This is a genomic window from Agromyces zhanjiangensis (genome assembly GCF_040496055.1).
GTDB classification, from domain to species: domain Bacteria; phylum Actinomycetota; class Actinomycetes; order Actinomycetales; family Microbacteriaceae; genus Agromyces; species Agromyces zhanjiangensis.
This window is the reverse complement of record NZ_JBEPKB010000003.1, coordinates 403,267-429,079: the sequence shown is the minus strand read 5'-3', so window position 1 is coordinate 429,079 and position 25,813 is coordinate 403,267. Positions and strand designations below refer to the sequence as shown.

Genomic DNA, 25,813 nt, shown 5'->3' with positions numbered 1-25,813 from the left:
GCGCCGTCAGCCGAGTCGCACGAGCCGGCGCACGTCGTCGTCGGGGAGCTCGTCCGCCACGGCCGTGACCTCGACCGAATCCAGCCGGACCACCCCGCCGTACGCCGAGAGGAACGCGGTGTCGGCCGCGTCGCGCCCGGTCGAGATGCGCACCATGGCGTCGCGCGGGGCGAGCGTGGTCGCGTCGACGACGTGCCAGGCGCCGTCCACCCAGGCCTCGGCGACCGCGTGGAAGTCCATCGGATCCAGGCCCGGCGCGTACACCGCGACGAGCCGCGCCGGCACGTCGAGCGCGCGCAGCAGGGCGACGACGAGGTGGGCGTAGTCGCGGCACACGCCCCGGCGCGCGAGGAGCGTCTGCACCGCGCCATCCGTCGGGCTGCTCGAACCGGGGACGTACGACAGGCGCGTTCCGACCCACGAGGAGACGGCCGCGAGCCGGTCCGCACCCTCGATCCCCGCGAACTCGGCGGCCGCCGTCGCCGCGAGCCGGTCCGACTCGGCGTACCGGCTCGGCCGCAGGTACGTCAGCAGGTCGACGGGGTCGACGGATGCCGCGGCCTCGCGCCCCGGCACCTCGGCCGCGTACGAGCACTCGAGCCGCCCGGCGGGCGCGTCGACGACGTGCAGGCGGTTGCCCGCGGCATCCGTCAGCTCGACCGCCTCGATCGCGTGGCCGTCGGTGCGGAACTCGAGCCGCTCATCCGCCTCGACGCCGCTCGCCACGGCGACCTGGAACGCCAGCCGGGCGGGCTCGTCGACCTGCAGGCGGATCTCGCAGCCGACCGAGCGCGCCGTCACGAGCGGCCCTCGCGCCAGCCGTGCTCGGGTTCGAAGCCGAGTTCGTCGCGCGCCCGGTCGATCGAGAACAGCGATTCAGTGCCCGCGAAGTCGCGCTTCAGCGAGACGCCCGGGAAGAACTCCTCGACGAGGTCGCGCGTCGGCCGGCTCATCACCGTGTCGGCGTTCGCGATCACGTAGGCGCGCGCGCCGTCGACGTCGGCCTCCAGGGCACGGCGCACCGACTGCGCGGCATCCCGCACGTCGATGTAGCCGAACGCGTTGAACAGCCGCGAGCGCGGGTCGTCCTCGAAGGACGGGAACTCGTCGTACCGGTCGGGATCGATCACGTTGGAGAAGCGCAGCGCGACGAACGGGATGCCCGTCCAGTCGGCGACATGCTCGGCCATGGTCTCGCCGAGCACCTTCGACAGCGAGTACGTCGAGTTCGGCTTCGGGTAGTGGTCCTCGTCGAGCGGCAGGTAGTCGGGCAGCCCGTCCGGGCCGAAGTCGAGGCCGAGCGTCGTCTCGCTCGACGCCCACACGACCTTCTCGAGGCCGACCTTCGCGGCCGCGAGGAAGACGTTGGAATTGATGGCGTTGTTCACGTTCAGCGTCCGCGCCGGCGTGAAGATCGTCGGCGCCGGGATCGCCGCGAGGTGGGCGACCGCGTCGACGTCCTGCAGCACCTCGACCGTGTCGCCGAAGTCCGTGAGGTCGGCCTGCGTGTACACGAGGTCGGTCCGCGACCACCTGGCAGGCAGCTTCGGCGACGGCGGGGTGACGTCGGTCGCGAGCACCTCGTACCCGTGGTCGAGCAGGTCGAGCACGACGGCCCGGCCCGCGAGTCCTGACGCGCCCGTGACGCAGATGCGCTTCGGCATGGATGCCCTCCTCGTGGTCCTCGTCCTCCACCATCCTGCCTCGGCGCGCTCGGGACGTCACCCGGGTTGCGCCTCGTCGCGCCCGTCGCTCCACGGGTCGTCGGGCCCGCCATCGGGCGCGTCGTCGAGTCGCGCGGCACGCGCGAGGAGGTATCCGCGCGTGCCCGCATCGGTCGCGAGCTCCGCGGCGCGTCGGAACGCGTCGACGGCCTCGCGTCGACGCCCACGGCCGGCGAGCAGGTCGGCGCGAGCGGCCCACCAGGGCTGGAACCCGGGCGGAGCATCCGGCAGCGCCGCGAGCCCGGCCGCCGGCCCGTCGAGGCGACCCACGACGACCGCCCGCGCCACCGCCGCCCCGAGGCTCGGCGAGACGGCCAGGAGCGCGTCGTACAGCGTCCGCAGCGCATCCCAGTCGGTCGCCTCCGATCGCCGGCGTGCGCAGTGCACGGACTGGATCGCCGCCTCGAGCTCGAACCGGCCCGGCGACGCGAGTCGCCCGCGATCGCGCGCCGCTCGGCGCAGGTACGCGTCGCCCTCCTCGATCGAGGCGGCGTCCCAGGTCGCCGGGTCCTGCTCGTCGAGCGGCACGAACCCCGTGGCGTCCGCGCGTCGGCGCGCGAGCGAGAGCGTCGTCAGCGCGGCGAGCCCCCACGCCTCGGGCTCGCGCACGAGCAGGCCCGCGAGCACGACGGACAGGTACTGCGCCTCGCCGGCCGGGTCGGCCGCGCCACCGCGCCAGTCGAGCGCCGCGCACCCGTAGATCGCCTCGAGCACGGCCGGGAGCCGCTCCGGCATCGCGCGCCGGTCGGGTACCGCGAACGGGATCCGGGCGTCGCGGATGCGGCGCTTCGCGCGCACGAGCCGCTGCGCCATCGTCGCGGGCGGCACCGCGAACGCGCGGGCGATCTCGGCCGCCTCGAACCCGAGCACGGCCTGCAGCATGAGCGGCGTGCGGACCGCGGGGTCGATCGCCGGATGCGCGCACGTGAAGAGCAGCTCGAGCCGGCGGTCGCGGATGCGGTCCGGGTCGATGTCGGCGAGCGGGTCGTGGGCGAGGGCGGATGCCTCCGGACGGGCCGTTTCCCGGACTCGGCCCGCGGCGGGCGGTCCGGGCTCGTCGTCCGCCGGCAGCGGCACGACGCGACGGCGCGCGGCGGACTTCCACTCGTCCCGTTCGCGGTTCCTGGCCACGGTGAGCAACCATCCGTCGGGGTTGGCGGGGACGCCGGACTCCGGCCACGCGCGCAGCGCGCGCTCGAAGGCGTCGGCGAGCGCGTCCTCGGCGAGCGCGAGGTCGCCGGTGGATGCCGCGAGCAGCGCGACGAGCCGACCGTACGACTCGCGTGCCGCCCGTGCCGCCGCGGCCCGTGCCGCCGCGGCGCGGGCGTCCCGGTCCGGGGCGGTCAGCCGTTCGGCGTCCACGCGCCCGCGACGGTGTACACGGCGCCCGGCCGCACCTCGATCGCGCCCCACGCGAGCGGCGGCGCCTGCCGCGCCCAGTCGATCGCGGCGTCGAGGTCGTCGACGTCGAGCACGAGCGTGCCGCCGAGCTGGTCCTTCGTGTCGGCGAACGGGCCGTCCTCCACGCGCAGGGCGCCGTCCTCGAGGCGCAGGGTCGTCGTGCTCGTCGACGGCTGCAGCACCTCGGCGGAGACGAGCACCCCCGCTGCCTCGAGCGTCTCGGTGTAGCTCGCGAAGGCGCGCTGCGCCTCCTCGATCACGGTGGGGTCGAGTTCGTCGGCCACCTCGGGATAGTGCATCAGCAGGGTGTAGCGCATGGCGGTCTCCCTCCGGCCATCAGCGGTCACTGTACCGGGCCGGTGCGGCCCGTCGACATGTTGACGATCGGGCCCGCCGCCGATCGACACGCCCTCGCCTTCCCAGGAGCCGCCTCGCCCGCACCGACCGGATCAGGCGCGCGGCTGCGCCGCCGGGCTCCCCGGCACGAGGTCGGCGGTGAGCCGACGCACCAGGTCCTCGCCCCAGTTGACGAGCGCGCCGTCCCAGCGCTCGTACGAGTCCTCGGTGTACGTGACCGCGACCGCGACCGTGACCGACCGGCCGTCCTCGGTACGCCCGGCGGGCAGCGTCGCGACCGCCGACGCGTAGCCGCCGAACAGCGGCGTCTGCATGACCCAGTCGAGGCTGAGGAAGGTGCCGAGCCCGTACGAGAACTCCGGGACGAGGGTCATGCAGGCGCGGCATCCGTCGAGGGGTTCGCCGAACCCGACGAGGTCGGGGGCGATGAGTGCGTCGTACGAGTCGGCGTCGAGCAGCTCGCCCCGGCCGACGATCGCGTCGAAGCTCGCGGCGACGTCGCCGATCGAGCTCGTCTGCACGGCCCCCTCCGGCAGGGTCCACGACGGGTTCCAGTACGTCGAGTCCTCCCAGACGCCGCGCTCGGCGGTGAAGGCGTGCACGACGGGCGCCGGGATCGAGGGCTCCTCCGATGCGACCGTCTGCGCGAGGCCGAGCGGGTCGAGGACCTCGCGCGCGATGAGCTCGTCGAGCGGCTCGCCCGACGCGGCCTCGAGCACCTCGCCGAGCACGACGTAGTCGGCGTGCGAGTAGTCCCAGTTCTCGCCGGCGGGGAAGAGCCGCGGCTCGGAGAGGCTCACCTCGATGAGGTCCTCGTTCGTCCACGACCGGAACGGGTCGGCGGCCAGCGCCCCCTCGAACGCGGGATCGCCCACGTAGTCGTGGTAGCCCGCGGTCATGTTCGCGAGCATGCGCGGTGTCACCGTGTCGGCGTCGCGCAGGTCGGGGAGCCACCGCGCGATCGGCTCGTCGAGGTCCAGCACGCCCTCCTCGGCGAGCCGGAGCATAACCACGCTCACGTACGTGATCGCGACGGCGCCGTTCCTGAACCGCCCGTCGATCGCGACCGGTTCGCCGCCGACCGCCTCGCCGAGCGCGACCTGGGCGACCACGTCGCCGTCGACGCGGATCTCACCGAGGAGCGACCCGAGCGCGTGAGCCTCGACCTGCGCAGCGGCTGCCTCGTCGAGCAGCGCCTGCACGTCGGGGTCGATCGTCGAGGGCGCGCCGCCACCGGCCGCGGCGCCCGGTTCCTCGGCCGGCGTCGGACTCGGCTGCGCGGACGGCTCGCCCCCGATCGTGCAGCCCGCGAGCACTGCGACGACGGATGCCGCGGCGATCGCGGCCGCGAATCGGACGGGTCTGCCCATGGCCCGGTCTCCGTTCCCCCTCGGCGACGCAGGGCCGACCCTGCCCGTCCATCCTCACGGCCGGCGCGCGCGGCGCGCCATCCCGCGAACGGGCGACACGGGCGGGGCGGACGCGCGGACGCGGGCCCGCCCCCGGAGGAGCGGGCCCCCGCGAACAGACGGCTACGCCGGAGCCACCGGCGCCCACGCGCCGGTCGCCACGGCGTCGGACACGACATCCGCCCCGAACCGGTCGAGCCGGAAGGACGCGAGCACGGGCGACGGCGACCCGGTCAGGATCTCCTCGGCGAGCAGCTCGCCGAGCGCGAGCCCGAGCGTCGCACCCGAGTGGGTGAACAGCGTCGACAGTCCGGCGATCGACGGCACCGCGCCGACGACCGGCTCACCGTCGCCCGGGATCGGCTTCAGGCCGGCCCCGACGCGCTGCGCGGTGAGGCGCGGGTTGCCGGCGAGCACGCGCGAGGCGGCGTCGAGCAGGCCCTGCACGGTCTCGTCGGGGACGGCGATCGCCCCGTCGTCGCCGACGACGATCGACTTCTCCGCCCAGTCGGCGTCGAGCACGAGCCGTCCGTCCGGCGTCGGCCGAACGGCGACGCGCGGTGTGTTGAGCACCGTGCGAACCTCGACGTCGACCGGGTCGGTGAAGAGCACGAAGGCCGCCGGGGTGGCATCCGGAACGATCACGCCGAGTGCGGCGAGGTGCGCGGGGACGTCGCCGCCGGTGGCGAGGACCACGTGGTCGGCCGCGATGCGCTCGCCGTCGCCGAGGACGACCCCGGTCGCGACGCCGTCCTGCACGTCCACCCGCGCATCGCCGGCCTGCTCGATGAGCCGGGCGCCATCCGCCTCGGCCTGCGCGACCAGGGCGGCGACCAGGTCGGGCAGGTTCACCCAGCCCTCGCCCGCGTTGAAGATCGCGCCCTCGGCCGCGACCGCGGCGGAGTCGACGTCGGGCGCGAGCCCGGCGACCTCCGCACGGTCGACCCAGACGGCGTCGTAGCCGGCGGCCCGCTCGAACGCGAACGTCTCGCGGAAGCTCTCGCCGTCGCCGGCCCACTTCATCGCGCCGTCGAAGCGCAGGTAGGCGCGGCTCTCGGGGTGACGCTCGGCCCACGTGCGGTAGCGGTCGAGCGCGATCAGCCGCAGGTAGTGGTAGTCGCGCGAGCGGTCGCCCGACGAGTTCAGCCAGGCGATCGAGCGGCCCGACGCGCCGTCGGCGATCGCTCCGGAGGTGACGAGGGTGACCGCGGCGCCGCCGCGAGCGAGGTGCGCGGCGGTCGACGCGCCGAGGATGCCCGCGCCGATGACGACGACGTGCTTCGTTCCGGTTCCAGACATGGTTCTGTCGTTTCCTTCTCGTGGTTCTCGAATGCTGCAGGTGGTTCAGGCGGCGACGGATGCCGCGGCATGCGCTCGCTCGATGAGTTCGAGCACCGCGACCGCGTCGGCCGGGTCGACGGGGAGGGGTCCGCCGTCGCGGAGGGAGACGGCGAGCAGGCGGTAGAACTCGCCGTAGTCGCCCCGCTCGGAGGGGACCGGGGTTCCGCCGCCGTCGGTGCCGAGGAGGCCCCAGCGGGATTCCGGCGTCTCGCCGAAGGCCGGATCGCCGGGTCGGGCGCCCGCGATGAGCGCCGGCTCCTGCCCGTCGAGGCCCCACGTCGTGTAGCCGGCGCGCGAGCCGAGCACGTGGAAGCGCGGGCCGAAGCGGGGCGCGACGGCGTTCATCCAGAGGTGCGAGCGCACGCCGGATTCGTGCCGGAGCGCGAGGAACACGTCGTCGTCGGCGATGGCGCCGGGGCGCCTGCGGTCGATCTCGGCCATCTCGAGCTCGGCGATCGGGCCGAAGAGCTGCACCGCCTGGTCGATGAGGTGCGTGCCGAGGTCGTAGAGGATCCCGCCGCCCTCGGAGACGGTGGCCTCGGCCTTCCACGACGTGGGCGGTTCGGGCTTCCACCATTCGAACCGCGACTCGAACCGGCGGACCTCGCCGAGTTCACCGGCGGCGACGAGTCGGCGAACGGTGCGGAAGTCGCCGTCCCAGCGCCGGTTCTGGAAGACCGTGAGCCGACGACCGAGCCGCGCCGCCGTCGCGATGAGTTCGCGCCCCTCGTCGGCGGTCACGGCGAACGGCTTGTCCACGACGACGTCGAGACCCGCCTCGAGCGCCGCCGCGGCGAGCGCGGCGTGCGTGCCGCTCGGCGAGCCGATGACGACGAGGTCGAGTCGATCGGCCATCGCCCACAGCTCGTCGACGGTCGTGACGGTGGTGACCGACGGATGCCGCGCCTCGGCGGCCGCCCGCCGGGCCGGGTCGCGCGTCACGATCGCGTCGAGCGAATACGCGGGGTCGGCGTCGAGGAACGGGGCGTGGAACACCCGCCCGGAGGTGCCGAAGCCGATGATGCCGGTGCGGATCGGCGCGCGCTGCGCGACATCCGCCATCACAGCACCTCCGAGAGGAAGCGCTGGAGCCGCGGACTCCGGGGCCGGTCGAAGAGATCGCCGGGAGCACCGTGCTCGATCACGCGGCCCTCGTCCATGAACACGACCTGGTCGGCGACCTTCCGGGCGAACCCCATCTCGTGCGTGACGACGAGCATCGTCATGCCGCGCTGCGCCAACTGCGCCATGAGGTTGAGGACGCCCTTCACGAGCTCGGGATCGAGCGCACTCGTCGCCTCGTCGAAGAGCATGACCTCGGGCTCCATCGCGAGGGCCCGCGCGATGGCGACGCGCTGCTGCTGCCCGCCGGAGAGGTCGCGGGGCCGGTGGTCCGCCCGCTCGGCGAGCCCGACCTCGGTCAACCGCTCCATGGCGACGCGGTTCGCGGCCGCCTTCGACATGCGCTTGACGTTGCGCAGCGCGAGCGCGACGTTCTCGAGCGCCGTGTGGTCGGGGAACAGGTTGAAGTGCTGGAACACGAGGCCGATCCGGCGGCGCACGGCGTCGGGCTTCTGGTCGAGGATGCTCTCACCCGCGAGCAGCACGTCGCCGCGGCTGGGCTCGTGGAGCCGGTTCACGCCGCGCAGGAGCGTCGACTTGCCCGAGCCGGACGGGCCGATGATGCAGGTCGTCGTGCCGGGGGCGACCTCGAGGCTCACGTCGCGGAGCACCTCGATGTCGCCGTACGCCATGCTGAGGCCGCGCAGCTCGAGGCTCGACCCGGCGTAGAGGTGGCCGTCGGTGATCGGCATCGGAGACGTGTACGTCATGAGTTCTCTCCGTAGGTCAGGGCCGGGCTGGGGGTCTGCTCTTCGACCTCGTCGAGGCCGCTCTTCGGCGGCGCGGGCTTGCGCCGCCCGGTGCGGAACCGGTCGTCGAAGTAGTTCACGAGGTGCGTGAGCGGCACCGTGATCACGAGGTAGAAGAGGCCGGCCAGCACGAGCGGCGAGAGGTTGCCGGTGAGGACCGCGGCATCCTGTCCGACGCGGAACAGCTCGCGCTCGGAGACGAGGAGGCCGAGGAAGTACACCAGGCTCGAGTCCTTCACGATCGCGATGAACTGGTTCACGAGGGCGGGGAGCACACGGCGTACGCCCTGCGGAACGACGACCAGGCGCATCGCGCTGCCGTAGCCCATGCCGAGGGCCCGGCACGCCTCGAGCTGGCCGCGGTCGACGCTCTGGATGCCGGCCCGGAAGATCTCGCCGATGTACGCGCTCGCGATGAGGCTCAGGGCGAGGATGCCGAGCGGGTACGGCGAGGGCCCGAAGACCTGCTGGCTGAGCCGGGCGAATCCCTGCCCGATGAGCAGGATGGTCAGGATCGCGGGCAGGCCGCGGAAGATGTCGGTGTACACGCGCGCGGGGATGCGCAGCCAGCGCGACCGCGAGATGCCCATGATCGCGACGACCATGCCGAGCACGATGCCGATCACGGTCGCAGCGATCGAGATGACGAGCGTGTTCACCAGGCCGGTGCCGAGCATCTGGGGGAACACCTGCCACATCGCCTCGAAGTCGAGGAAGGTCGCGACGAGGGTGTCGAGCCAGTCCATGAGGTCCTCCGTTGGGGTGGGGGGATGGTCCGGTGCGGGCCGCGGATGCTGTGGTGCGGCCCGCACCGGGCTGGTAGCGGGTTACTCGCCCTGCTCGTCCGACGGCAGGTACTGGTCGGGCATCGGCGAGCCCGGGAACCACTTCTCGTAGAGCTCCTTCCAAGTGCCGTCCTCCATGGCGGCGTGCAGGGCCTCGTTGAGCGCGTCCTGGAACGCCGTGTTGCCCTTGGCGATGGCGAAGCCCGCCGGGGCGTCGAAGGACGGGATGTCGATCGCGTTCACCAGCCCGTACTGCTCGGCGCACTCCTTCGCCGCCTCGTAGTCGAGGAAGTGGGCGTCGATCGAGCCGCTGTTCACGCCCGAGATCGCGGCGTTGTTGTCCGGGAAGCGGACGAGCTCGGTGTCGGTGAAGTTCTTCACGGCGTACGCCTCCTGCAGGGTGCCCTGCACGACGCCGAGGCGCATGCCGGCGAGGTCGGACTCGTCCTCGATGCCGGCCTCGGGGCTCGCCATGACCGTCAGGTAGCCCGCGAGGTAGCCGTCGGAGAAGTCGACGGTCTGCTTGCGCTCGTCGGTGATGCCGATCGCGGCGACGCCGGCGTCGAACTGGCCGTTGGCGACGGCCGGCATGATGGCCGAGAAGTCCTGGCCGGTGAACACGACGTCGTCGATGCCGATGCGGCTCGCGACATCCGTGAAGAACTCGACGTCGAAGCCGGTGAACTCGCCGTTCTCGTCGGTGAAGGTGTACGGCTTGGCGTCGCCGAGGCTCGCCACGCGGATCTGTCCGGGGGTGATCAGTCCGTAGGGGTTGTCCGCCGCGTCGTCGGATGCGGAGGTACCGGCCGCGCCACTGGCGCAGGCGGAGAGGACGAGGGCGGTGGCCGCCGCGGCGACGGCGACGGCCGTGCGCCGGAGGGTGGTGCGCTGGATCACGATGCTGCTTCCTGTTCGTGTCGGGGGAATGTGCGGTTCGGTTTCGGGTGGTGCGGGTGGTGCCGGTGATGCTGCGGGTTGCTCGCCCGGGATGGTGCTCCCGGTGGACGCGGACCCGGAGGCGGTTTGCCCCCGGATCTTGTTGAGACCGGTCTCAGTCCCGTAGATTGAGACCGGTCTCAACGCGTTTCCGGAACACTAACCGGCCGCCGAGAGATCCGTCAACAACTTTTTCTGAGGAGATCTCGAATGCCGGCAGACCACGCGAACGGCCGCCGCGAGGTGACCGTGAGCGACGTCGCCGCGGCCGCGAAGGTGTCGAAGGCAACCGCCGCCCGGGTACTCGGCGGCTACGGCGCAGCGAGCGAGGCCGTGCGGGACCGCGTGCAGGCGGCCGCCGAGGAACTCGGCTATCGGCCGAACGCCCTCGCCAAGACCATGACCACCGGGCGATCGAACTCGATCGGGATCGTCGTCGGCGACATCGAGAACCCGTTCTTCGCGCAGGCCACGCGCGGCGCGGCGGACGTCGCGAAGGCCGCCGGATACGACCTGATCCTGTTGAACTCCGACGAGCACTCCGAGGCCGAGGAGAACGCGATCTCGGTCCTCCTGGCCAAGCGCGTCGACGGGATCCTCGTCGCCCCGGCCTCGACCACCGATGCGGGCAGCCTGCGAGCCGCGGTCGACAGCGCTCGACCGATGGTGCTCTTCGACCGCGTGGCCGACGGGCTCGACCTCGACACGGTCGTGGCCGACAACCTCGCCGGCGGACGCCGACTCACCGAGCTGCTGCTCGCGGCGGGGCACCGGCAGATCGCGTTCGTCTCGACGATCGTCCACGATCGCGACTACCGGGCCGGTGACCGACTGGGATCGAGTTCGGTCGGCGACCGCGTCGCCGGGTTCATCGAGGCGCTCGCCGCTGCCGGGGTCCCGGATCCAGCCCGCTACGTGCGCCTCAACGCGCGTCGCGACGGCGTCGACGCGATCGTGCGCGGTCTCGTCGGCGACGGGATCACCGCGATCGTCGCGTCGGACAGCCTCATCGCACAGGCGGCGTTCCGGACGCTCCGCGACCTGGGCGTCCCCATCCCCGCCGAGATGTCGCTCGTCGCCTTCGACGACGCCGACTGGACGAGCCTGTCGGCGCCCGCGATCACCGTCATGGCCCAGCCGATCCACGAGATCGGCGCCGAGGCGGCTCGCCTGCTCATCCGGCGGATCGCCGGCGACGGAGCACCGCGCGAGAACGTGGTGCTCCCCCAGCGGCTCATCGAGCGCGAGTCGATCGCCCCGCCGTCGTCCTGACGGTACCGATCGCGCAGGCGGATGCCGCGGCATCCGTGGCCCGTACGATCGACGCATGACCGATCCCGCGCACGATCCCGACGACCGCGAGCGACGCGGCGGCCCGGCCGACGGCGGCGACGAGCACGACCGCCCCTCCGGCCTGGCGCCGACTCCGTGGTTCGGCGACCAGTACGAGGTCGGCGGGCTCGGCATGGGTCGCCTGTTCGCGTGGGCGGCCGTGCTGCTCGGGGCGGGGGCGCTCGGCATCGCGCTGTTCGCACCGCTCGAGGGGCAGGCGCTGCGGACGGTGTGGATCGCGGGGTTCGGGGCGGCCGCGATGTGGGTCGCCTGGATGGCGCCGTCGCGCTACCGGCGCGCCGGCGTGCGCGTCTCGTGGGCGGTGCCGCTCGCGACCGTGCTCGGCGGGCTCGCGATCGGCGTCGCGATCTACGCGTTCATCGTCATCGTCGCGGCGAGCGGCGGGGTGCAATTGCCTGCGCCGTCGTACTGGTTCGGCTCGACGGAGCCCGCGACGGGCGTGCCCACCTGAGCCGCGGCATCCCCGCGATCGCGGCGGCGGCGCGCGGCGCGCCGTGCAGGGCCGTTGCCGCGCACGCGCGACAGGCGTAGAAACGACGCATGGGCAAGGCCGATCTGTGGCACGACGGCGAGCCGTACGAGCGGTACGTCGGGCGATGGAGTCGGCTCGTCGCCGCGACGTTCGTCGACGTGCTCGACTCGCGACCCGGCCTCCGATGGCTCGACGTGGGCTGCGGCACCGGCGCGCTCACCGACGCCGTGATCGAACGCTGGTCGCCCGCCTCCATCGTCGGGGTGGACCCGTCTGAGGGGTTCCTCGCCGCGGCGCGAGCGCGCCCCCGCGCCGAGGGCGCCGACGTGCGATTCGTCGTCGGTGACGCGGAGCACCTCCCGCTTCCAGACGGGTCGGTCGACGCCGTCGTCTCCGGGCTCGTGCTGAACTTCGCGCCGGATCCGGCGGCCGCCGTCGCCGAGTTCACCCGCGTCGCCGCCCCCGGCGCGCTGATCGCGGCCTACGTCTGGGACTACGCCGAGGAGATGCAGATGCTCCGGACCTTCTGGGACGCCGCCGCCGCCCTCGATCCGGATGCCGCCGAGCTCGACGAGGGCCGGCGGTTCCCACTCTGCCGGCCCGAGCCGCTGCGGCAGCTGTGGTCCGACGCACCCGAGATGGACGTCGCCACCGTCCGGATCAAGTCGATCGAGATCGGCATGGCCTTCGAGGACTTCGACGACCTGTGGGAGCCCTTCCTGGGCGGGCAGGGACCGGCGCCCACCTACTTGCAGTCGCTGACGGATGCCTCTCGCGCGGCGGTTCGCGACCGGATGCGCGAGGCGACGTCCTTCGGGTGCCGGCCCGACGGCTCGATCATGCTGCGCGCGCGGGCCTGGGTCGTGGTCGGCCGCCGACCCGGCTGAGCCTCGCCGGGGCAGTCAGACCCAGAACCCGTCGTGGACGGCCGCGGCCTCCGGCAGGTCGGCGGGACCGACCACCTCGACCGGGCGGCCGCCGCGGGCGAACACCTCGCGCGACGGCAGGCTCAGCGTCGGCACCCCCTCCTGCTCGGCGACGATCTCGCGGAGGCCCGCCTCGGACAACGCGAACACGACCCGCGGGATGCCGCTCCAGTAGATCGCGCCCGAGCACATCGCGCACGGCTCCGTGCTCGTGTAGAGCGTCGCGGTCGAGAGCTCGGCTTGGTCGAGGGATGCGGCGGCCGCGCGCACCACGTTCGTCTCCGCGTGCCCGGTCGGATCGCGCCGCGTCACCACGGTGTTCATGCCCTCGACGACCCGCCCGTCGGCGGTGACGACGACGGACCCGAACGGATGGTCGCCGCGCTCTCGCGCCGCCCGCGCGAGCTCGACGCACCGCCGAAGCCGCGCCAGGTCGCCGTCGCTGATGCCGTCCGCGCCGCTCATCCCGTGCCTCCTCCGTCGACGGATGCCGCCGCCTGCCATTCTGCGCCTGTGGATGACGCCCGAGCGCATCTGCGAGATCCCCCTACCTTGGACCGCATGCCCCGAGCCCTCCCCCGTCTCGCCGCGCTCGTCATCACCGGCGCGGTGCTGGGTCTCGCCGCGTGCGCCGCGCAGTCGCCCGACCCGGAGCCGACGCCGACGACGGATGCCGCGGACGCCCCCCTCTTCGCGAACGACGAGGAGGCGCTGGCGGCGGCGGTCGAAGCGTACGAGGCGTACCTGGACGTGGAACACCGGATCATGGGCCCAGAGCAAGCGCCCATATCCTCAATCCGTCCGGTCACAACGGATTCGTTTGGTGACGAGCTGGCTGGGCAATACGAGGAACTCCGAGCCGCGGGACTGCACCTTGAGGGCACCGCACGAATCGACTCTGCCCGGCTGGCTCAGATTATCCAGGATTCGACCGCACAGGCCACGTTGTACGCATGTTCCGACGTATCTCACGTTCGCGTCATCGACAAGTCGGGCGAAGACGTCACACCGGTCCGCATCGACCGCGTTCCAGTGATCATCGAACTCGAGACCAAGGCGATGTTGGTCGCCGGAAGCACGACATGGACTGGCGACGACTTCTGTTAGCGGCCGCCGTTGCCGGTTCACTCATCCTGAGTGGGGCAAGCGCGGCCACAGCGCTGGAGCCCGGCTCATGTACTACCACGCAGGCTGCGATTGGCGTTTGCAGTGCTCAGGTCACTCCTAGGGCCCATGACGACGGAGTTTCACTTGTCGGTTTGATCGAGTCCCTCGCCGGCCCAGGCGAGCCCCACACTTCCCCCACCGACGGGTACACGCCTGACGTCGACACGATCAGCACCGCTGAACCCGAACGCCAGAGCGCACCCCCGGGCGACATCTGCAACCCCGAGAACCCCACCGTCTGCGCGTTCGAGGGGGCCGAGCCCGAACCGCCGGCTGCCGGCGAACCGACGGTGACCCTGCGCGACATCGCGTCGTTCCGACCGACCGTGCCGTCGGGCGCGATGGAGCCCGCCGGATGGGCGGTCGTCGGCCTCCCGGCGAACTTCATCGGAGCGGCCTCCGTCGAGACCCGGTCGGGCAGCCTGCTCGGCCGACCCGCCGAGGTCCGGTTCCACCCCGTCGACTACCAGTGGACGCACTCCGACGGCGCCGTCGTCCATGCCGTGGATCCCGGCGCGACCTGGGACGAACTCGGCCTCGCCGAGTTCACCGCGACGCCGACGAGCCACGTCTACGCGGCATCCGGTCGGTACACGGTCGACCCGATCGTCGTGTACGTCGCCGAGTACCGGTTCGACGGCTCGACCTGGCGCTGGATCGACGGCACGCTCGACCTGGCCGCACCGCGGCTTGACGTGCTCGTCGGCGAGTTCGACACCGTCCTCGTCACGGGCGACTGCATCGCGGTCCCCGGCGGCCCGGGCTGCTGACGGCGGGCTGCTCGATTCGCCGACGGCCGGTACTTCGGTACCCGATCCTCGGTACTCCGGTACCGCAATGCGGCGAGGAGACGCACTCCCCCGAGGCGCTCAGCGCGGCCCGTGGACGCAATCGCTACGCCGAGGGCGTCCGATCGAGCGACGCGAGCACGCGCGGCACCGACCCGCCGAGGTTCCACTCCTCCGCCAGGTCCTCGAGGGTCTCGCGGCGGGCTCCGGTCACGGGCGCGAGCCGGGCGCCGAGCTCCTCGGCCGACGGCAGGTTGAGGTCGCGCACGACGTTGACCACGGTCGGGGCGACGGCGAGGTACTCGTGCGCGCCCGCGAGCTTCGCACGCATCGAGGCCGACATGGTCGCGGGCGCCGCCGCCGCGGCATCCGGATCGCCCGAGGCCACCGTGAGCATCGCGTCGAGCGAGCCGAAGTCGCCGAGCAGGCCCGCCGCGGTCTTCTCGCCGATGCCGGCGACCCCGGGCAGCCCGTCGGACGAGTCGCCGCGGAGCGTCGCGAAGTCCGCGTACTGCGACGCCTCGATGCCGTACTTCGCGACGACCCACTCGTTGTCGACCAGCTCGAGTCGGTTCATGCCGCGGGCGGTGTAGATGACGCGCACGCCTCGCTCGTTGTCGACGAGCTGGAACAGGTCGCGGTCACCGGACACGACGTCGACCGGCATGGTCGCCTGCGTCGCGAGCGTGCCGATGACGTCGTCGGCCTCGTGCGCGGCGACGCCGACGATCGGGATGCCGAGCAGCCCGAGCGTCTCGCGGATCATGGGCAGCTGGGCCTCGAGCGGGTCGGGCACCTCCTCGATGTCGGGCCCGGCGGGCACGACCTGCTCGACGCGGTGCGCCTTGTAGCTCGGGATGAGCTCGACGCGCCAGTGCGGGCGCCAGTCGTCGTCCCAGCACGCGACGAGATGCGTCGGCTCGAACTCGGCCACCAGCCGGGCGATCATGTCGAGCAGGCCCCGCACCGCGTTCACGGGGGTGCCGTCGGCGCGCTTCAGCGAGTCGGGCACGCCGTAGAACGCCCGGAAGTACAGCGACGCGGTGTCGAGGAGCATGAGTCGATCGGCCATGCGCCCGATCCTCCCACCACCGCCCGACGAGGGCACGCCAGCACGCTCCGCCCGCTCACAGCGAACCCACAGCCGGCGGGCGCATCCTGCGGAACATCGGGCGCCCGAACGCGGTTCTTCCTCATGGACGCAGTCGTAACCGGCTCAGCCGGTGTCGATGGTCCGGGCGGCCCAGCCGGAGCCGCCGGAGAAGGAGCAACCGTGTCACAGGACTACCGCAGGACTCCCGAGGCGCTCGACCGCCTCACCCCGCTGCAGCGCAAGGTCACGCAGGACGACGCCACCGAGCCGGCGTTCCGCAACGAGTACTGGAACAACCACGAGCCGGGCCTCTACGTCGACGTCGTCTCGGGGCAGCCGCTGTTCGCGAGCGTGCACAAGTACGACAGCCGCTCGGGCTGGCCGAGCTTCACCCGACCGATCGACCAGACGGTCGTCACCGAGCACGTCGACCGCTCGTTCTTCATGAAGCGCGTCGAGGTCCGCTCGGCGGGCGCCGACAGCCACCTCGGCCATGTCTTCGACGACGGGCCGACGGATGCCGGAGGCCTCCGCTACTGCATCAATTCCGCCGCACTGCGCTTCGTGCACCTCGACGACCTCGAGGACGAGGGCTACGGCGAGTACCTCACCCTGTTCGTCACCACCACCGAGGAGACCGCATGACCACCGCAGGCGCCATCACCACCGTTCCCGGAGCCGAGACCGCGGTCCTCGCGGGCGGCTGTTTCTGGGGCATGGAGGACCTGATCCGGAAGCTGCCGGGCGTGATCGACACGCGCGTCGGCTACAGCGGCGGCGACGTCGAGTACGCGACCTACCGCAACCACGGCTCGCACGCCGAGGCGCTCGAGGTCGTCTTCGACCCGTCGAAGCTCAGCTACCGCGACCTGCTCGAGTTCTTCTTCCAGGTGCACGACCCGACGACGAGGAACCGCCAGGGCAACGACGTCGGCACGAGCTACCGCTCGGCGATCTTCCCGACGAGCGACGCCCAGTACGACACGGCGATCGACACGATCGCCGACGTCGACGCGTCCGGCATCTGGCCCGGCCCGGTCGTGACCGAGGTCGCGCCCGCGGGCGCGTTCTGGGAGGCCGAGCCCGAGCACCAGGACTACCTGCAGCGCATCCCGTGGGGCTACACCTGCCACTTCGTCCGACCCGGATGGCGCCTGCCGAAGCGCGACGTCCCCGGCACCCAGTCGACCGGCAGCGAGCAGGCCGCCGCGAGCTGAGCTCCGCGCCGCTCCTGATGACACCCGGAACCGGGGCCCGTGACCGCACGGTCGCGGGCCCCGCTCCGTCCGCGGTCACCCGGTCGCATCTCCCTACCGCCAGGGGCGGGCGCGCCCGCTAGCGTGGGGCCCATGCGGTTCTCCGAGCGGTTCCGCGCCACGAAGCGGGCGCCGATCCTGCAGGTGCTGAAGTCGGCGGTGGCGACCGTCGCGGCCTGGCTCATCGCCGGATGGCTCATTCCGGGACCGCTGCCCGTCTTCGCCGCGATCGCCGCGCTGCTCGTCGTGCAACCGAGCGTGAACCAGTCGCTCGGCAAGGCCGTCGAGCGCAGCGTCGGCGTGATCGCCGGCGTCGTGATCGCGTCGGCCCTCGGCCTCGTCTTCGGCCCGAACAGCTGGGTCATCCTCGTCGCGATCCTGGTGGCGCTCGTCGCGGCCTGGTCGGCCCGGATGACCGGCCCGACCGCGAACCAGGTGGCCATCAGCGCGATGCTCGTGCTCGCGCTCGGCGGCACCTCACCCGAGTACGCGCTCGACCGCGTGCTCGAGACGCTCATCGGCGCCGTGATCGGCATCGTGGTGAACGCGATCATCGTGCCGCCCGTGCTCGCGGGCCCGGCCCGCGAGCAGCTCGCCCGGCTCGGCAGCGAGCTCGCGGCATCCGTCGACCGCCTCGCCGAGGCGCTGCGCGCACCCCAGCGACCAGCGGACCTCACCGAGCTCATGCTCGAGGTCCGGCTGATGCGACCGATGCGGGATGCCGCGGCCACCGCCATCGCCGACGCCGAGGAGTCGCTCACCCTGAACCCGCGACGCTCGGCGCATCGCGGCGACATCGCCGAACAGCATCGCCTGCTCACGCGGCTCAGTCCCATCGTGACCCAGGTCGGGGGGATGACCCGGGCCTTCGTGGACCACTACGACGACGGCCTCGCGACCGAACCGACCGTTGGCGCCATCGCCGAGCAGCTGCATCGGGTCGCGCACGACATCCGCCTCGCGGTGCACCTCGCCGAGGTCGACCCCGAGCCCATGACCTCCGCCGTCCCGGCCCTGACGGCGCCGCTGCAGATCGCTCCGCCGAAGTCGGACCACTGGATCCTCATCGGCTCCCTCATGGAGGACCTCCGGCGGATCCGCGAGGAGCTCCTCGAGGACGATCTCCCGCCGGAGCCCACGGCCCGCCGCTCACGGGAGTAGCCTGCGCACGGGAGGCCGTCATGGACGCGTACGACGACAACGGGGTGCTCGACGCGATCGGCGGCACGCCGATCGTCCGGCTCGGGTCGGTCGTGCCCGATGGCGCCGCAGAGGTCTGGGTGAAGATCGAGGGCGCGAACCCGACCGGGTCCTACAAGGACCGCATGGCGGTGTCCGTGCTCGAAGCGGCGGTCGCCCGCGGCGACGCCTCCCCCGGCGACACGGTCGTCGAGTACACGGGCGGCAGTACCGGCACCTCGCTCGCGTTCGTCGCGGCCGTGCTCGGGCTGCGATTCACCGCGGTCTTCTCCGACGCGTTCTCCGTGAGCAAGCAGCAGGCGATCGAGGCGTTCGGCGGCGAGGTCCTCGTCGAGGAGAGCCACGGCCACGGGATCACGCCCGAACTCGTCGGCCGGATGCGGGAGCGCGCGTACGCGCTCGCCGAGCAGCCCGGCCACTACTACGCCGACCAGTTCGGTTCGCCCGACGTCATCGCCGGGTACGCACCCATGGGCGAGGAGATCGGGGCCGCGCTGGGCGACGGCGTCGACGTGTTCTGCACGGGCGTCGGCACGGGCGGCGCCCTCATGGGCACGCTCCGCGGCCTCCGCAGCGCGGGCCTCGAGCCGCAGGTCGTCGCGCTCGAGCCGGCCGAGGCACCGCTGCTGTCTGAGGGCGTCTCGCACGGGCACGCGGTCGAGGGCGTCGCGGTGTTCCCCGACCCGCCGTTCCTCGATCGAGGTGTGCTCGACGGCATCCGGACCATCGAGCAGGAGCGGGCGTTCGAGACCTGCCGGATGCTCGCCCGCCGGGAGGGCATCTTCGCCGGCGGTTCGACGGGCATGAACGTGAGTGCGGCGATCGACCTCGCCGTGGAGCTCGGCCCCGGCCACCGCGTCGTGACGCTCGCCTGCGACCACGGCCTCAAGTACCTCGGCGGGCGCATCTACTCCTGACTTCGCGCGCCCGCGCGATGGCGTGCCGGGGCGCGGAAGTCAAGGACTGTGGTCGAGCTCGGGTCGCGCCTACGCTCGCACGGTCGGAGCGCCGCGACCGCGACGCCGGGGAGGGAACCACGATCACGACCACGAAGGACACCGGGACGAAGGACACCGCGACCGAGGCCCGCACGGGGCCGCTGCGGGCCGGCGACGCGCTGCGCCGCACGCCACGCCGACTTCACGCCGCGATCATCGTCGCCGTCGTCGTCGCGATGACCGTGGTGGCCACCCAGCCGTGGGTCACCCCGACCGACCTCGTCAGGGACGGACAGGTCGTCGCGGCCGCGCACGGCGACGCGAGCCCGGCCTACGGCCTGGTCTCGAACCTCGGCATCGTGGTCATGGTGCTCGCGGCCGGCGCGGCGAGCACCGCCCTCGTCGTCGTACCGCGCGCCGACGAGACCCGAGGCCTGCTCGCCTGGTCCGTGGCGCTGACCATGCTCGTCGCGCTGGACGACCTGCTGATGCTCCACGAGACCGCCGCGTTCGGCCCGGGATCGGGTGTCGTCCTCGTCGCGACCTACGCGATCGCCTTCCTCGCCTTCGCCGTCCGCTTCCGGGAGCTGATCGTCGAGCGCCTCGATCCGGCGCTGCTCGTGGCCATGTTCGCCGGCCTCGGGACGTCCGCGGTCGTCGACGTCCTCGTCGAGCCGGCGACCCGCACGTCCGTCCTCGTCGAGGACGGCGCGAAGCTCCTCGGGCTCCTGGCATGGTCCGCATTCGTGGCACGCGCCGCGATCCTCACCCTGCGGGCGGACCGCCGCACCGTCCGCGGACGATAGCGCGCAGCGAGCCGGGACTCAGGCGAGCAGGTCGCGGACGGCCTCGCCCCACTCGAAGCCGCAGTCGCGGCAGTCGAAGATCGGCGCCTCGCCGGAGCGCCCGGCGGCCGCGGGATCGGCCTCGACCTCGAGATCGAGCGGGCCGTACACGATGACCCGGACCGCGGCGGAGCCGCAGCGCAGGCAGGGCTCGTCGAGCACGTCGGGCTCGAGCGTCGGAAGCGGCTGGTTCGTCATGGCCATCACGGTACGAGCGACCGCCGACATCCGCGGCAGGCCGCCCGCGCGTCGCCCGCGCGGCGGACGATCGGCACCGGGTTCGACACGGCGGCACTCGGCCGGAGGCATCCGCCATGGCTATGTTCGGAGGCGGAAAGGGGCGAACATGAGCCAGCCCGCCGACATCCGCGGATTCGACTTCTTCTCGGCCGGCGAGCTGCCCGCACCGGCACTGCCCGCCGACGAGGTCGCCGGGATCGTGCGCGAGCACTGGGGCCTCGAGGTCGAACTCGACGCGCTCGGCAGCCAGCAGGACCAGAACTTCCTCGCGCGGACGCTCGGGATCGAGGCCGCGCACCGCGGCCCGGTCGGCGTCGTGAAGATCACCAACCCGGCGTTCACCGCCGACGAGCTCGACGCGCAGGACCACGCCGCCTCCCGCATCGCCGACGCGGCACCGCACCTCCGCATCGCCACCACGAGCCTCGCCGACGACGGCACGCCGCGGTCGATCGTCGCCGAGACGAGCGAGGGCCCGCTCGCCATCCGCCTGCTCGAGTACCTCCCGGGCGGCACCCTCAACGGGCCCGCGCACCTCTCGCCGGCCGTGGTCGCGCGCATGGGCGAGATCGCCGCGCACGCGAGCCTCGCCCTCCAGGGGTTCGAGCACCCCGGCCTCGATCGCGTGCTGCAGTGGGACCTGCGCCACGCCGACCGCGTCGTCGACCTGCTGGCGCACGTCCACCCCGACCCCGCGAAGCGCGAGGAGGTGACGGATGCCGCGGCTCGCGCCTGGGCCGACGTGCAGGCCGTCGCGAGCGAGCTGTCACTGCAGGCCGTCCACCTCGACCTCACCGACGACAACGTCGTGTGCACGACCGAGCGCGGCATCCGGCTGCCCGACGGGATGATCGACTTCGGCGACGTGACCCGCAGCTGGGCGGTCGCCGAGCTCGCGATCACGATCTCGTCGGTGCTGCACCACGCGGGCGCCGAGCCGGCCTCGGTGCTGCCCGCGGTGCGGGCCTTCCACGCGATGCGGCCGCTGTCGGCGGCCGAGGTCCGCGCACTGTGGCCGCTCGTCGTGCTGCGCGGTGCGGTGCTCGTCGTGAGCGGCGAGCAGCAGGTGCAGATCGACGGCGGCGCGAACGCCTATGCGGCCGAGGGCGTCGAACGCGAGTGGCGCATCTTCGAGCAGGCGGTCTCGGTGCCCTCGATCGTGATGACACGGCTGATCGCCGACGCGCTCGACATCGACCTCGGCGATCGAGCGGATGCCGGGCCCGCGCGCATCGCGCTCGACCCCGCCGTCGACCTCGCCCGCGCGACCCGGCTCGACGTCTCGATCACGTCGGACGACATCGACGCCGGCGCCTGGCTCGCCCCCGACCTCGAGGAACGCCTCGCGCACGCCGCCCTCGACGCCGGCGCACCCGTCGCCTGGCTCGAGCGGGCGACGCCGCGCCTCACCGGAAGCCGCACGCTCTCACCGGAATCCGGGGCGACCGTGCCGCTCGGCATCGACGTGTGGTTCGCGGTCGCCACCCACGTGTCCTCCGACGGCGACGACGCACGCCTCGTCGTCGAGGCCGCCGACGGCATGACGATCCTCGACGGCACGGTGCCCGCGCGCACGCGCGCCCGCATCCGGCTCGGGGCGGCCGACGCCCCGTCGCACGTACCGCACCTCGTGCGACCGGAGTACGCCGCGGGGTGGCTGGCGCTGACGGCGGACCCGGCGGCCGCGATCGGGTTGACCGGTGCGGTTCTCGACACGCCGCTTCGCGGCACCTCGACCGGCGCGAGCGACGCCGCCGACCTCATCGCGCGCCGCGACCGCTCGTTCGCCGACGTGCAGGAGCACTACTACGACGCACCCCCGCGCATCGAGCGCGGCTGGCGCGAGCACCTCGTCGGCACCGACGGGCGCGTCTACCTCGACATGGTGAACAACGTGACCCCGCTCGGCCACGGGCACCCGGGGCTCGCCGCCGCCGTCGCGAAGCAGCTGCGCACCCTCAACACGAACTCGCGCTTCAACTACGGCGCCGTCGTCGATTTCTCCGAGCGCCTCGCGGCGATGGCACCGGAGCCGCTCGACACCGCGTTCCTCGTGAACTCGGGCTCCGAGGCGACCGACCTCGCGATCCGCGTCGCCCTGGCCGCGACCGGTCGACGCGACGTGGTCTCGCTGCTCGAGGCGTACCACGGGTGGACGTACGCCTCCGATGCCGTGAGCACGTCCGTCGCCGACAACCCCAACGCCCTCGCCACCCGCCCCGACTGGGTGCACCCGGTCGACGCGCCGAACCCGTTCCGCGGCGTGCACCGCGGCGAGGAGGCCCGTCGGTACGGACCCGAGGCGGCGGCGCGGATCCGCGAGCTCGCGGCATCCGGTCGCCCGCCGGCGGCCTTCATCTCGGAGAGCTTCGCCGGCAACGCCGGAGGCATCCCGCTGCCCGACGGGTACTTGGCCGACGTGTACGAAGCGGTGCGCGAGGTGGGCGGGCTGGCGATCTCCGACGAGGTGCAGGCCGGGTACGGCCGGCTCGGCGAGTGGTTCTGGGGGTTCGAGCAGCAGGGCGTCGTGCCCGATGTCATCGCGGTCGCGAAGGCCGCGGGCAACGGCTATCCGCTCGGCGCCGTCATCACGACGCGCGAGATCGCCGCGCGCTACCGCACGGGCGGCTATTTCTTCTCATCGACGGGCGGCAGCCCGGCGTCGAGCGTCGCCGGGCTGACCGTGCTCGACGCGTTCCGCGACGAGGGGCTCCAGCAGGGCGCCGCCGAGACCGGGGCGTACCTGAAAGGGCGACTCGAGGCGCTGGCGCAGCGGCATCCGCTCATCGGCATGGTGCACGGCCTCGGGCTCTACCTCGGGGTCGAGTTCGTCCGCGACCGAGCGAGCCTCGAGCCCGCGACCGAGGAGACGGCGGCGATCTGCGACCGGTTGCTCGAGCTCGGCGTGATCATGCAGCCGACCGGCGACCACCAGAACGTGCTCAAGGTGAAGCCGCCGCTCGTGGTGACGCGCGAGAGCGTCGACTTCTTCGTCGAGATGCTCGATCGGGTGCTCGCCGAGGGCTGGTGAGGCCCGGCGGATCGGGTCCGGGTCGACACTGCCGGAGGGTCCCCGCACGGGTCTAGGCTCGCCAACGTGGGCGGATCGGTCGGTCGGTACACGCGGGACGAGGTCGCCGGGCGCTCAGGGGTCGGACTCGACTTCGTCGATCGGCTCCTGCAGCTCGGCGTGGTGGCGCCCGCCGCAGACGGCACCTTCAGCCGAGGCGACGTGCAGCGGGTGCGCCTCGTCGAGGCGTGCGACCGCGCCGGTATCGACGCCGAGGCGATCGGCGAGGCCGTGTCGAGCGGCCGGCTGTCGCTCGCGTTCATGGACGCCCCGCAGTTCCGCTGGTCGGAGTACGGATCCGAGACGTCCGGCGAGTTGGCCGCTCGACTCGGGATCCCGTTCGAGGTGATCCGCGAGACGAGTGCCGCCCTCGTCAACCGGCACCTCGCGCCCGAGGATCCGGCGCGGGAGGACGACGAGTCGATCTTCCGGCTGATCGGCATGGTCGCGACGCTGGCCGAGCTCGACGCGCTGGTCCGGATCGGACGGGTCTACGTCGACGGGCTCCGACGTGTCGCCGACGCCGAGAGCGAGCTGTTCCAGACCCACATCGTCGGCGGCCTCGTGCGGTCGGGGCTGGACTACGGCGCGGCGCTCGCCCAGGCGGCCGCGCGCGGCACGGACCTGACCCCGCTCATGGAGCAGATGGTCCTCACCCTGTATCGCCGACAGCAGGAGCGCGGGTGGACCGAGGGGAACGTCGAGGGCATCGAGCGTGCGATCGAGGCATCCGGCGCCCGGGTCGGACCCGCACGACCGCCGGCGTTCGTCTTCATCGACCTCGCGGGCTACACGGGGATCACCGCCGCGGAGGGCGACGCGACCGGGGCGCGGCTCGCCAGGGAGCTGAGCGCGATGGTCGAGCGCATCGTCGCCGACCACGCCGGAACCCCGGTGAAGTGGCTGGGCGACGGCGTCATGGTGCACTTCCGGCAGCCGGGCGGAGCGGTGCGCGCCACGCTCGAGATGGTCGGGGCGGCACCGACGATCGGCCTGCCCGCACACGCGGGCATCGCGGCCGGACCCGTCGTGATGCAGGACGGCGACTACTTCGGCCGGGCCGTGAACCTCGCCTCGCGGATCTCCGGCGCCGCGTCGGCGGGGCAGACCCTGGTCACCGCCGCTGTCGTGGAACTGAACGACGACCCCGGCCTGTCGTTCCGCCCGGTCGGCCCGCTCGAGCTCAAGGGCCTGACCGAACCGGTGGAGGTCTTCGAGGCGACACGATCCGACTGACGCTGTTCTCGCCGGCGCCCGAATCCCCGCCCGCGCGCGTCCGACACGCACACGTCGGCCACGTGCCGATAGCCCTTGACACCGCCTCGCCGGCGACGCACGCTGCGAACATGAGGCGCATGGAATCGACCCGAACGGCGTGCGCCCCGGACGGGAGCGACGATGACGACGTTCGGCATCGAGGAGGAGTTCTTCTTCCTCGACCCTGAGACGATGCTCCCCGCGGATGTCGCGGCGGACGTCCACCGTCGCCTCGCCGCCGACCCGCGCTGGGGCGAGTTCGCACATCCGGAGTTCCTCGCGTCGCAGGTCGAGTTCGCGACGCCGGTGCTCGAGGACCTCGCGGATGCCGCCGACCGGCTGCTCGCGTTCCGGCGCGAGGTGAACGCCGACGCCGGCCGTCACGCGGTGTGCGTCGCGAGCGTCGGCACGCCGCCCGACGCGCACCGCTTCCCGTCGATCACCGACACCGAGCGCTACCACCGTGTCGTGCGCGACATGGCCGGCATCATCGCCGACCACCAGATGAGCGGGTTGCACGTGCACGTCGGCATCCCGAGCCGCGAGCACGGCATCGCAGCGCTCAACGCGGTGCGCCCGTGGCTGCCGCTGCTCACGGCGATGACCGGGAACTCACCCCTCTGGCGCGGGAACGTGACGGGCTACGAGAGCTGGCGCACCGTCCAGCTGCGGCGATGGACGACCGCGGGCTGCCCGCCGCGGTTCGCCGACGCCGCGGACTACGACCGCCGCGTCCGCGACATGCTCGGGCTCGGCGGGCTCGTCGAACTCGCCCTCATCGCCTGGAACGTGCGGCTCTCCGAGCACCTGCCCACCATCGAGTTCCGGATGGCCGACGCGCAGCTCACCGCCGACGACACGCTGCTCGTCGCGGCGCTGTGCCGGGCCCTCGTCGTGCGCGCGGTCGACGAGCACGACCGCTTCGGCGCGGACCCCGCCGCCATCCGCCCACTGCGGTCGGTCGACGACCCAAATCCCGACCTGCCGTCGGAACTCCTCAGCGCGGCGACGCTGCACGCGGCCCACGCCGGCCTGTCGGGAGGCGCGTTCGACCCGGCGAGCGGCCGTCTCGCCCCGGCCCACGACCTCGTGCGCCGGCTCGAACGGCACCTCGCCGAGCCGCTCGAACGCGCCGGCGACCGCGAGCTGGTGCATCAGCTCGTCGGCCGCCTGCTGCGCGACGGAACGGGCGCGAGCCGGCAGCTGGCCGCGTGGAACCGGAGCGGGGTCGCGGGCCTCCGGCGCCTGTTCGCGTCGACGATCATCGCGCGCGCGAGCACGACGTCGGGGTCGGGCGGGATCGCCGGACTCACCGGCGGACGCACGGGCGGACCGGCCGCCGACGCGGGCCGCCGGATTCAATCGAACGGTTGACGCCGCGGTC

Annotated in this window: 26 protein-coding genes; 13 read left to right on the top strand and 13 right to left on the bottom strand. The window is 72.8% G+C overall.

The window, feature by feature from the left end; translation table 11 throughout:
- Nucleotides 1-6: 6 nt before the first annotated feature.
- The 10 genes from ABME02_RS08300 to ABME02_RS08255 form a co-directional block, all read right to left on the bottom strand.
- Nucleotides 7-801 (bottom strand): transglutaminase-like domain-containing protein, encoded by a 795-nt coding sequence (locus tag ABME02_RS08300; RefSeq protein ID WP_353814808.1) that lies wholly within the window; start codon nucleotides 799-801, stop codon nucleotides 7-9.
- The gene (locus ABME02_RS08295; RefSeq protein ID WP_353814807.1) at nucleotides 798-1,664 is read right to left on the bottom strand and encodes an NAD-dependent epimerase/dehydratase family protein; all 867 of its coding nucleotides are present in this window, start codon (nucleotides 1,662-1,664) and stop codon (nucleotides 798-800) included. Before ABME02_RS08295 ends, ABME02_RS08300 begins: the two co-directional genes overlap by 4 nt.
- A 57-nt stretch (nucleotides 1,665-1,721) precedes the next feature.
- Complete coding sequence (locus tag ABME02_RS08290) at nucleotides 1,722-3,086, bottom strand: RNA polymerase sigma factor (protein ID WP_353814806.1); 1,365 nt, start codon at nucleotides 3,084-3,086, stop codon at nucleotides 1,722-1,724.
- Nucleotides 3,068-3,442 (bottom strand): YciI family protein, encoded by a 375-nt coding sequence (locus tag ABME02_RS08285; RefSeq protein ID WP_353814805.1) that lies wholly within the window; start codon nucleotides 3,440-3,442, stop codon nucleotides 3,068-3,070. The genes ABME02_RS08290 and ABME02_RS08285 overlap by 19 nt, the downstream gene beginning before the upstream one ends.
- A gap of 132 nt (nucleotides 3,443-3,574) precedes the next feature.
- Nucleotides 3,575-4,852 (bottom strand): serine hydrolase domain-containing protein, encoded by a 1,278-nt coding sequence (locus tag ABME02_RS08280; protein WP_353814804.1) that lies wholly within the window; start codon nucleotides 4,850-4,852, stop codon nucleotides 3,575-3,577.
- A 162-nt stretch (nucleotides 4,853-5,014) separates the two neighbouring features.
- Nucleotides 5,015-6,190, bottom strand: coding sequence for an NAD(P)/FAD-dependent oxidoreductase (locus ABME02_RS08275; RefSeq protein WP_353814803.1), 1,176 nt, complete (start codon nucleotides 6,188-6,190; stop codon nucleotides 5,015-5,017).
- A 45-nt stretch (nucleotides 6,191-6,235) separates the two neighbouring features.
- The gene (locus ABME02_RS08270; RefSeq protein ID WP_353814802.1) at nucleotides 6,236-7,294 is read right to left on the bottom strand and encodes a Gfo/Idh/MocA family protein; all 1,059 of its coding nucleotides are present in this window, start codon (nucleotides 7,292-7,294) and stop codon (nucleotides 6,236-6,238) included.
- On the bottom strand, nucleotides 7,294-8,064 hold the full coding sequence (locus ABME02_RS08265) for an amino acid ABC transporter ATP-binding protein (protein ID WP_353814801.1): 771 nt from the start codon (nucleotides 8,062-8,064) through the stop codon (nucleotides 7,294-7,296). The genes ABME02_RS08270 and ABME02_RS08265 overlap by 1 nt, the downstream gene beginning before the upstream one ends.
- Nucleotides 8,061-8,849, bottom strand: a complete 789-nt coding sequence (locus ABME02_RS08260) for an amino acid ABC transporter permease (protein ID WP_353814800.1) — start codon at nucleotides 8,847-8,849, stop codon at nucleotides 8,061-8,063. The genes ABME02_RS08265 and ABME02_RS08260 overlap by 4 nt, the downstream gene beginning before the upstream one ends.
- A gap of 81 nt (nucleotides 8,850-8,930) precedes the next feature.
- The gene (locus tag ABME02_RS08255; protein WP_436408251.1) at nucleotides 8,931-9,782 is read right to left on the bottom strand and encodes an ABC transporter substrate-binding protein; all 852 of its coding nucleotides are present in this window, start codon (nucleotides 9,780-9,782) and stop codon (nucleotides 8,931-8,933) included.
- 252 nt (nucleotides 9,783-10,034) lie between these two features.
- On the opposite strand from ABME02_RS08255, the gene ABME02_RS08250 reads away from it, so the two are divergent.
- The 3 genes from ABME02_RS08250 (at nucleotide 10,035) to ABME02_RS08240 (ending at nucleotide 12,536) form a co-directional block, all read left to right on the top strand.
- Nucleotides 10,035-11,096: a LacI family DNA-binding transcriptional regulator gene (locus tag ABME02_RS08250; protein WP_353814798.1), complete on the top strand. Its 1,062-nt coding sequence runs from the start codon at nucleotides 10,035-10,037 to the stop codon at nucleotides 11,094-11,096.
- Nucleotides 11,097-11,151: 55 nt separating this feature from the next.
- On the top strand, nucleotides 11,152-11,628 hold the full coding sequence (locus ABME02_RS08245; RefSeq protein WP_353814797.1) for a hypothetical protein: 477 nt from the start codon (nucleotides 11,152-11,154) through the stop codon (nucleotides 11,626-11,628).
- 89 nt (nucleotides 11,629-11,717) lie between these two features.
- On the top strand, nucleotides 11,718-12,536 hold the full coding sequence (locus ABME02_RS08240) for a class I SAM-dependent methyltransferase (RefSeq protein ID WP_353814796.1): 819 nt from the start codon (nucleotides 11,718-11,720) through the stop codon (nucleotides 12,534-12,536).
- A 15-nt stretch (nucleotides 12,537-12,551) separates the two neighbouring features.
- Here the strand turns inward: ABME02_RS08240 and ABME02_RS08235 are convergent, their stop codons facing one another.
- Nucleotides 12,552-13,040 (bottom strand): nucleoside deaminase, encoded by a 489-nt coding sequence (locus ABME02_RS08235; protein WP_353814795.1) that lies wholly within the window; start codon nucleotides 13,038-13,040, stop codon nucleotides 12,552-12,554.
- A gap of 96 nt (nucleotides 13,041-13,136) precedes the next feature.
- On the opposite strand from ABME02_RS08235, the gene ABME02_RS08230 reads away from it, so the two are divergent.
- Complete coding sequence (locus ABME02_RS08230; protein ID WP_353814794.1) at nucleotides 13,137-13,682, top strand: hypothetical protein; 546 nt, start codon at nucleotides 13,137-13,139, stop codon at nucleotides 13,680-13,682.
- 152 nt (nucleotides 13,683-13,834) lie between these two features.
- Nucleotides 13,835-14,512, top strand: a complete 678-nt coding sequence (locus ABME02_RS08225; protein ID WP_353814793.1) for a hypothetical protein — start codon at nucleotides 13,835-13,837, stop codon at nucleotides 14,510-14,512.
- A gap of 124 nt (nucleotides 14,513-14,636) precedes the next feature.
- Here the strand turns inward: ABME02_RS08225 and ABME02_RS08220 are convergent, their stop codons facing one another.
- Entirely contained in the window at nucleotides 14,637-15,602 is a 966-nt protein-coding gene (locus tag ABME02_RS08220; RefSeq protein ID WP_353814792.1) for a 5'-3' exonuclease, read from the bottom strand.
- A gap of 201 nt (nucleotides 15,603-15,803) precedes the next feature.
- Here ABME02_RS08220 and msrB point away from each other — a divergent pair, with 201 nt between their 5' ends.
- The 5 genes from msrB (at nucleotide 15,804) to ABME02_RS08195 (ending at nucleotide 19,823) form a co-directional block, all read left to right on the top strand.
- Complete coding sequence (gene msrB / locus ABME02_RS08215) at nucleotides 15,804-16,268, top strand: peptide-methionine (R)-S-oxide reductase MsrB (protein ID WP_353814791.1); 465 nt, start codon at nucleotides 15,804-15,806, stop codon at nucleotides 16,266-16,268.
- Nucleotides 16,265-16,840 (top strand): peptide-methionine (S)-S-oxide reductase MsrA, encoded by a 576-nt coding sequence (msrA, locus tag ABME02_RS08210; RefSeq protein ID WP_353814790.1) that lies wholly within the window; start codon nucleotides 16,265-16,267, stop codon nucleotides 16,838-16,840. The genes msrB and msrA overlap by 4 nt, the downstream gene beginning before the upstream one ends.
- A 132-nt stretch (nucleotides 16,841-16,972) precedes the next feature.
- On the top strand, nucleotides 16,973-18,040 hold the full coding sequence (locus tag ABME02_RS08205; RefSeq protein ID WP_353814789.1) for an FUSC family protein: 1,068 nt from the start codon (nucleotides 16,973-16,975) through the stop codon (nucleotides 18,038-18,040).
- Nucleotides 18,041-18,060: 20 nt separating this feature from the next.
- Nucleotides 18,061-18,996, top strand: a complete 936-nt coding sequence (locus ABME02_RS08200; protein ID WP_353814788.1) for a PLP-dependent cysteine synthase family protein — start codon at nucleotides 18,061-18,063, stop codon at nucleotides 18,994-18,996.
- Nucleotides 18,997-19,013: 17 nt separating this feature from the next.
- A complete protein-coding gene (locus ABME02_RS08195) occupies nucleotides 19,014-19,823 on the top strand; it encodes a DUF8692 domain-containing protein (RefSeq protein ID WP_353814787.1) in 810 nt (269 codons plus the stop codon).
- 18 nt (nucleotides 19,824-19,841) lie between these two features.
- Here ABME02_RS08195 and ABME02_RS08190 read toward each other — a convergent pair whose 3' ends face one another.
- Entirely contained in the window at nucleotides 19,842-20,060 is a 219-nt protein-coding gene (locus ABME02_RS08190; RefSeq protein WP_155844013.1) for a hypothetical protein, read from the bottom strand.
- A 148-nt stretch (nucleotides 20,061-20,208) separates the two neighbouring features.
- Here ABME02_RS08190 and ABME02_RS08185 point away from each other — a divergent pair, with 148 nt between their 5' ends.
- The 3 genes from ABME02_RS08185 (at nucleotide 20,209) to ABME02_RS08175 (ending at nucleotide 25,803) form a co-directional block, all read left to right on the top strand.
- Nucleotides 20,209-23,133, top strand: coding sequence for an aminotransferase class III-fold pyridoxal phosphate-dependent enzyme (locus tag ABME02_RS08185; RefSeq protein WP_353814786.1), 2,925 nt, complete (start codon nucleotides 20,209-20,211; stop codon nucleotides 23,131-23,133).
- 66 nt (nucleotides 23,134-23,199) lie between these two features.
- On the top strand, nucleotides 23,200-24,408 hold the full coding sequence (locus tag ABME02_RS08180; protein ID WP_353814785.1) for an adenylate/guanylate cyclase domain-containing protein: 1,209 nt from the start codon (nucleotides 23,200-23,202) through the stop codon (nucleotides 24,406-24,408).
- A 162-nt stretch (nucleotides 24,409-24,570) separates the two neighbouring features.
- Nucleotides 24,571-25,803, top strand: a complete 1,233-nt coding sequence (locus ABME02_RS08175) for a carboxylate-amine ligase (RefSeq protein WP_353814784.1) — start codon at nucleotides 24,571-24,573, stop codon at nucleotides 25,801-25,803.
- The last annotated feature ends 10 nt before the right edge of the window (nucleotides 25,804-25,813 follow it).